Below are 5479 nucleotides of genomic sequence, written 5' to 3' on the forward strand. Positions count from 1 at the left end.
AGATGCAGCAGCGGCTCGAAGCGCTGGCGAAAAAGTAAATTCCTGTCGGCGCGACCGAACAAAGGGTTGACGATTAGTAAACACCGGCCCCACCTTTGCGACATCGGCACGGAAACGTGCGAAAGGTGTGCGCATGGTGCGTATCGGAACAGTCAGCCGTCTCGGCCCGACACAGGTCCGCTCCACCCGGCGCAAGCCGGTGTCGGAGCCGGACGCGGCTCCGGAGCCGGCCGAGACCGCAGCCCAGGCGCTGGTGGTGATCGATGGGGGGCGGTCCGAGGGGGAACCGGAGGGTCGGCCGGCGGATCGCGCGGGCCAAGGAAGACCCCGCGCCGGCTTTGTCGCCCAGCTGCTCACGGCCGACGATCCGACGCTGCTGCCGTCACGCCTGACACGGACCCAGATGGCCGCCGCGCGCTACGCGGAGGCCGCGCGGCGCCTCGCCTGAGGCGCCGCCTTCGCGAGGCTCAGGCCTCGGCGGACTTCACCTTGAGAACCTGACGGCCGCGATACATGCCGGTCTTCAGGTCGATGTGGTGCGGACGGCGCAGCTCGCCCGAATCCTTGTCCTCGACATAGGTCGGCGCCTTCAGGGCGTCGGCCGATCGGCGCATGCCGCGGCGGGAGGGGGAGGTCTTTCGCTTCGGAACGGCCATGGCAGGATCCTTCGTGACGCCGCGGACAAAGCGGCGCGCGGGCGGCTCCTCGATCGAGGATCGCCACGCACACCGCGGGATACGGATGAGGGCGGGCTTATAGCTCCGGCGCCGGCCCGTGGCTAGGGGTGCCGGACCACAACCGTTAAGCGCGGGCGTTAAGCGCGGGTTCAAGCAGGCCGTCGCAGATCTGCCACGACGGCACCGCGCAGCGGGCCGCGTCCTTCGGGAGAACGCCATGGCTTCCTCCACCAAGACCCTCGCCCTTCTCGCCCTCCTGTCGAGCCTCGTGGCGGCCCCCGCCCTGGCGCAGGCGCCCCAGACGCCGACGACCGCAGCGCCGACGGCCCCCGCGAAGCCCATGGCACCGAGCGCACCGGTGGCCGGATCGCCCAACGCCGCAAAGGGCGCGCTCATCGACCTCAACAGCGCCAGCACCGAGGAACTCGACGCCCTGCCGGGTATCGGCGCGGCGCGCGCGGCCGCGATCATCAAGGGGCGGCCGTATCGCGGGAAGGACGATCTCGTCTCCAAGAAGATCATCCCGAAGACCGTCTACGACGGCATCAAGGACAAGGTCATCGCCAAGCAGAAGTAGCCGCTACTCGGCGATCGCCCCCTGAGGCATGGAGAAGCCGGGGGGCGTCTTCGGGGCCGCGGCGGCCTTCGGCGCCGCGTGCCGGGGCGCCTTCTTGCGGGCTTCGGCCTTCGGCTCCTTCGGCGCCTTGACGGCGGGCGGCGTCTCGCAGGCGCGGAAGGTGAGCTGCGCCAGCGGCGTGCCCTCCTCGGTGACGATCGCGATCGGATCGGGGAAGGTCGGCAGCGTCGGCTGCCAGCGAATCGGGCCGCCGAGCATCGCCTCGATCCCCGCCGGGGCGCCGCCGCGCCGCAGCGTCGTGAAGTCAGGCCCGTAGGCGGTGGCGACCTTCCCGGCAATCACGACCTGGAGCACCTCGTTCAGTTCGGGCGTCAGCGGCCTGAGCGGGTTCGTCGTGCGGATCTGTCCGGACCGCGTGATCACCATCTTGAAGCCCTTGCCGCTCTCGAAGCGGGCCGCCTGGGTCCCACAGGGCTGCTCGAGGGCCGGGCCGGCCGCCGGCGTCGGGCTCGTCGCCTGAGGGGCACTCGGCTCCGGGGCGGGAGCCGGCGCAGCGGGCGCGGTCTGTGTCGGAACGTCCGGCGCAGGCGGCTTTCCGCCCGGCGCGGCCGAAACGGATTGCGCCATCGTCAGGTAGAGGGGGCCGGCCAGCAGCAGACCGGTCGCCCCGCGCAGGCTCACCGTCATCGGCTGCCTCCGGACGGATCGCGGTGGAGCGCCTCGCTGCGCTGCGTCCTGTCGAGGGCGCGGATCGGTTCCAATTCCATCGCTTCCAGATCGAGCACTCGCGGATCGAGCACCTGTGCGCTGCGGTCGATCGGGCTCCTGCGGGGACCGACCGAGCCGATGAGCAGATCCTCGTCCTCAAGATCGAGGTCGGAGCCCATGCGCAGGGGCTCGCGCCGGCCGCGAGCCACCATCGCGGCGACGGCGACGACGGCGATGGCGAAAACCCAGATGGCCCAGGATGATGAACAGGCGCTCCATAAGCGGGCAAGCTCTAACCTGCGGTTCAGGCCGCCGCCACCCCGTCGCGTGTCCGATCGCGTCCCCGATCGCGTGCGGAACGCTCCTTGCGTGCGCCGCCGGACCGGGTAGATGCGGGCAGACCGGAGCCGGGACCGACCGATGCAGCACGAGCCGAGCCGCGAGCCCGAGGAACTGGAGGCGCACCTCCTCGGACTGATTGAGGCTGCCCGGGAACAGGCCCGGGAGGACCCGTTCCGCAATCCCGTCCTGGCGGTGACCCTGGCGATCACCCGGCGGTTCGACAGGAACGAGATCTCGGCAGGCGACCTGGACGGCCTGTTCGTGCGCCTGCGCGCCGAAGCCCTGGCAGCCCGGGCGGAGCGGCTGCGGGCCTATGTCGGGCTCGATGCCAGCCCCGAGGATCCGCAGGCGGGGATTCCCGCCCGTCTCGTGGCGGCAATCCCCGACCGGTCGGACAGCGTCGAGGCCTTCGCGGCCCTCATCCACCGCACCGCCTTCGCGGTGGTGTTCACCGCCCATCCCACCTTCGGCATGCCCCGGGCCGTCGCCGGCCTTCTCGCCGAGGCCGCGAGCCTGCCCGACGCTGCGGCCCGCGCCGGGCTGATCGAACGGGCGGCGACTTTGTCCACGCGGCCGGACGCGCCGATCACCCTCGACGTCGAGTTCGAGCAGGCCTGCGCGGCGGCCAATAACGGGCGGCTCGCCCTCGACGCTTTCAACGGCGCCCTGCTCGACGCCGCCCGCGCCCGCTGGCCCGACCGCTGGACCGAACTGACGCCCCGCCCCTTCGCCATCGCCAGCTGGGTCGGCTGCGACACGGACGGGCGGACCGACATCGGATGGTGGGACACCCTCCGCTACCGGCTGATCTCGAAGCGGATGCAGTTCGACCGGGTGATGCGCGATCTGCCCGCGAGTCCCGCGTGCCGGGAGGTCCGTGCCCTCGCCGAGAACGCGCTGGCAGCGGTGAACCGCCAGCTCACCGTGGCGCCGCGCCTCGGCGACCAGCCGTCCCTCGAGGCGGTGCACCGCTTCGCCCTGGCCCTCATCATCGAGCGCGAGCGCGCCCAGACCGACGCGGGCGCCCTCGTCGCCGCGCTGACCAAGGCCCTCGAGGCTGCCGACGACGGGGCCGACAGACGGCGGATCGCGGTCCTGCGCGCGGGCGTCGCGACGCACGGCCTGTCGAACGCCCTGCCGCATTTCCGGCTGAACGCCAGCCAGATCCACAATGCGGTACGCCGGGTGATCGACCTCGAAGGCGAGCCCACCGACGCGGCCCGGCGCCGCTCGCACCTCGCGACGATCCACACCCTGCTGAACGATGTCCGGCCGGTCGCCGTCGATTTCGGGGCGCTCGCGGCCGAGCGGGCCTCGGCCGCCCGGCTGATGATGACGATCGCCCAGATCCTCAAGCACGTCGACGGCACCCATCCGGTGCGCTTCCTCATCGCCGAGACCGAGACCGGCTACACCCTGCTGGCCGCCCTCTGGCTGGCGCGGCACTACGGCATCGCCGACAAGCTGGAGATCACGCCGCTGTTCGAGACGGCAAGCGCCCTCGAACAGGGCATTCGGGTGCTCGACGACGCCCTGCGCAACCCCCACTGGCGCCAGTATCTGAAGCGCATCGGCCGGCTGACCGTGCAGTTCGGCTATTCCGATTCGGGCCGCTATGTCGGCCAGCTTGCGGCGACCTTCTGGATCGAGCGACTGCGGCTGCGCATCACCGAGATGCTGGTCCAGAACGGCCTGTCCGACGTCGAGCTCGCGATCTTCGACACGCACGGCGAATCGATCGGGCGCGGCGCCCATCCGACCTCCCTGCGCGACCGCCTCGCCTACCTCGCCCCCGAGGATGCGCGGGACCGCGCCCGCAAGGCCGGCATCCGGGTCCGGCTCGAATCGAGCTTCCAGGGCACCGACGGCTACCTGCTGTACGGCACCGAGGCGCTGGCCCGCGCCAGCGTCGCCCGCATCGCCGAGCACGTCTACGCGCTCGACGTGACGGAGGAGGATTCGTTCTCGGACTACGCCCTGAACGACCATCCCAAGGCGGCCGACGCCAAGGTCGATCCGATCTACGCCGAGCCGGATTTCGCCCTCGAATTCTTCACCGCGGCCCGTCAGGACATGGAGGCGCTGGTCGACGATCCGGGCTACGCCGCCCTGCTCGGCACCTTCGGCCCGAGCCTGATCGACCGGACCGGCTCACGTCCGGTGGCACGCCAGACCGACAATGGCGGCCCGGCGCGGATCACCCATCCGCGCCAGATGCGGGCGATCCCCAACAACGCGATCCTGCACCAGCTCGGCTTCCTGGCGAATTCCCTGCACGGGATCGGCCGGGCCGCCCAGCGCGGCCCGGACCTGTTCCGCGACATGCGCCGCGATTCGGTGCGCTTCTCCCGGGCCTTCCGGCTGGTGCAGCACGCCGCCTCGGTGGGCGACCTCGACGTGCTGCGCGCCTATATCGACACCCTCGATCCGGCCGTGTGGCTGGAGCGGGCGCGGCGCACGCAGAAGGATTTCCGCAGGGACGAGCTGGTCGTGATCTCCGGGGCCCTGGAGCGCCTCGACCTCGCCCCCGCGCTCCGGAACCTGTTCGGACGCCTGACCCGCGACTGGCTCGCCCTGCGCGCGGCCGCCCCGGACCTTCCCGCCATGTCGGCGCGGCTGACCCTGCTCCACGCCCTGCGGCTCGCGCTGATCCACCGGATCTGGTTCCTGGCGGTGCACATCCCGGGTTTCCGGCCCCAGGCGGGCATCTCCCGCGAGCAGCTGCTGGAGCGCTTCCTGCGGCTGGACATCGACGGCTGCCTGAAGCTCCTCGACGCGATCTTCCCGATCACGCCGGATCCGACGCTCGGCCTGAACTTCGGCGAGCCGGCCGGCCCGCGGGACGTCGGCACCTACGAGGCGGAGCACGCCAACCTGTTCCAGCCGATCCGCCGGATGTTCGACCAGGTCCGCGAGATCTCCGGGATGATCCAGCACGAGGTCGGCGCGTTCGGATGACCGCGACGCCGTCCCGCAGGCCGGGGCCGGACGCGCGATCTGGCCCGACCTCGGCGCCGGCCTATATCGTCGACCATGGAACAGGTCGTCGTCTGGTTCGATGGAGGCTGCCCCCTCTGCCGGCGCGAGATCGCGCTGATGCGCCGGCTGGACCGGCGCGGCGCGATCACCTTCGTCGACGTGGCAGAGGATGCGGATACTTGCCCGGGCTCGCGGC

The 5479-nt window shown here is 71.4% G+C and carries 7 protein-coding genes; 4 read left to right on the top strand and 3 right to left on the bottom strand.

The window, feature by feature from the left end:
* The first annotated feature begins 133 nt into the window (after positions 1–133).
* Positions 134–448, top strand: a complete 315-nt coding sequence (locus I53_RS28425) for a hypothetical protein (protein WP_043357354.1) — start codon at positions 134–136, stop codon at positions 446–448.
* 19 nt (positions 449–467) lie between these two features.
* On the opposite strand, the gene rpmF is transcribed toward I53_RS28425, so the two are convergent.
* Positions 468–656: a 50S ribosomal protein L32 gene (gene rpmF, locus I53_RS28430; RefSeq protein ID WP_003601373.1), complete on the bottom strand. Its 189-nt coding sequence runs from the start codon at positions 654–656 to the stop codon at positions 468–470.
* Between the two features lie 238 nt (positions 657–894).
* Between rpmF and I53_RS28435 the strand changes: the two genes are divergently transcribed.
* Positions 895–1254, top strand: coding sequence for a helix-hairpin-helix domain-containing protein (locus I53_RS28435; RefSeq protein WP_043357356.1), 360 nt, complete (start codon positions 895–897; stop codon positions 1252–1254).
* A gap of 3 nt (positions 1255–1257) precedes the next feature.
* Here the strand turns inward: I53_RS28435 and I53_RS28440 are convergent, their stop codons facing one another.
* Positions 1258–1941, bottom strand: a complete 684-nt coding sequence (locus I53_RS28440; RefSeq protein ID WP_043357358.1) for a hypothetical protein — start codon at positions 1939–1941, stop codon at positions 1258–1260.
* On the bottom strand, positions 1938–2141 hold the full coding sequence (locus tag I53_RS32015; protein WP_251982486.1) for a hypothetical protein: 204 nt from the start codon (positions 2139–2141) through the stop codon (positions 1938–1940). Before I53_RS32015 ends, I53_RS28440 begins: the two co-directional genes overlap by 4 nt.
* A gap of 241 nt (positions 2142–2382) precedes the next feature.
* Here I53_RS32015 and I53_RS28450 point away from each other — a divergent pair, with 241 nt between their 5' ends.
* Positions 2383–5262, top strand: a complete 2880-nt coding sequence (locus I53_RS28450) for a phosphoenolpyruvate carboxylase (protein ID WP_043357361.1) — start codon at positions 2383–2385, stop codon at positions 5260–5262.
* 75 nt (positions 5263–5337) lie between these two features.
* Positions 5338–5479 (top strand): DCC1-like thiol-disulfide oxidoreductase family protein (locus tag I53_RS35850; protein WP_043357363.1); only part of this gene is annotated, 142 nt, incomplete at its 3' end.

The sequence above is a fragment of the Methylobacterium sp. B1 genome (assembly GCF_000333255.1).
Lineage (GTDB): Bacteria > Pseudomonadota > Alphaproteobacteria > Rhizobiales > Beijerinckiaceae > Methylobacterium > Methylobacterium fujisawaense.

What these genes read in the sequence shown, in the direction of transcription:
- I53_RS28425 (WP_043357354.1), top strand. Translation starts at nt 134, where the DNA reads ATGGTGCGTATCGGAACAGTCAGCCGTCTCGGCCCGACACAGGTCCGC.
- rpmF (WP_003601373.1), bottom strand. Translation starts at nt 656, where the DNA reads ATGGCCGTTCCGAAGCGAAAGACCTCCCCCTCCCGCCGCGGCATGCGC.
- I53_RS28435 (WP_043357356.1), top strand. Translation starts at nt 895, where the DNA reads ATGGCTTCCTCCACCAAGACCCTCGCCCTTCTCGCCCTCCTGTCGAGC.
- I53_RS28440 (WP_043357358.1), bottom strand. Translation starts at nt 1,941, where the DNA reads ATGACGGTGAGCCTGCGCGGGGCGACCGGTCTGCTGCTGGCCGGCCCC.
- I53_RS32015 (WP_251982486.1), bottom strand. Translation starts at nt 2,141, where the DNA reads ATGGGCTCCGACCTCGATCTTGAGGACGAGGATCTGCTCATCGGCTCG.
- I53_RS28450 (WP_043357361.1), top strand. Translation starts at nt 2,383, where the DNA reads ATGCAGCACGAGCCGAGCCGCGAGCCCGAGGAACTGGAGGCGCACCTC.